The following is a 693-nucleotide window of genomic DNA, read 5'->3' on the forward strand; positions in this document are numbered from 1 at the left end:
AGGCCGCGGTGTACGCGGTCCATGCCGGACTCGCGCTATGAATGCTTTGGCGGTGCGTTGGAACGATTGGCCGATCACCCGCAAGAGCCTGGCGGTGGTGACCCTGCCGCTGCTGCTGCTGGCCGTGGCACTGATGGCGATCTACAGCGTGGAGCGGCAGAACATCGCCGCCGAAAACGACGTGCGCCAAACCTTGGAAGTGTTGAGCGATCTGTACGAAGCACATGCGCTATTGGCCGAAACCGCAGCAGGTGTGCGCGGCTATCGCCTGGTGCGCCGCGATGAATTCCTTACCCCTTACCGCGATGCCGAACCGCGGTTGCAACGCGTGGCCGAACGGCTCTCGCAACGCATCACCGACCCGGGACAAGCGCAGCGGTTTGCGCGCATCAAACCGTTATTTGCCGAAAAAATGCAGGGCTGGCGCCGTTTGCTGGCACCGGATCTGAGCCGCGAAGAAGAGATCCGCCAGCTCTGGGACGGCAAGTACAAGCTCGACATCCTGCGCGCCGAATTGCGCGAACTGCGCAACTACGAAACCGCGCAGTTGCAGGTACGCACCGCCAAGGCGCAGGGGCTGCGCCAGCGTAATCTCATCATCACCTTGAGCGCGGCGATGCTCGGTGGCCTGGGCGCGGTCTTTGCGGTGGCGTGGTTCGCCTCGGCGTTGTCCGGGCGCTTGCGCACGTTGGC

The 693-nt window shown here is 63.8% G+C and carries 1 protein-coding gene; it reads left to right on the top strand.

Annotated features, from left to right (window positions below; genetic code table 11):
- Positions 1-37: 37 nt before the first annotated feature.
- Positions 38-693 (top strand): CHASE3 domain-containing protein (locus ABQX22_RS26665; RefSeq protein ID WP_349802855.1); only part of this gene is annotated, 656 nt, incomplete at its 3' end.

Source organism: Xanthomonas sp. WHRI 1810A (assembly GCF_040202885.1).
In the GTDB taxonomy this organism is placed as follows: domain Bacteria; phylum Pseudomonadota; class Gammaproteobacteria; order Pseudomonadales; family Pseudomonadaceae; genus Aquipseudomonas.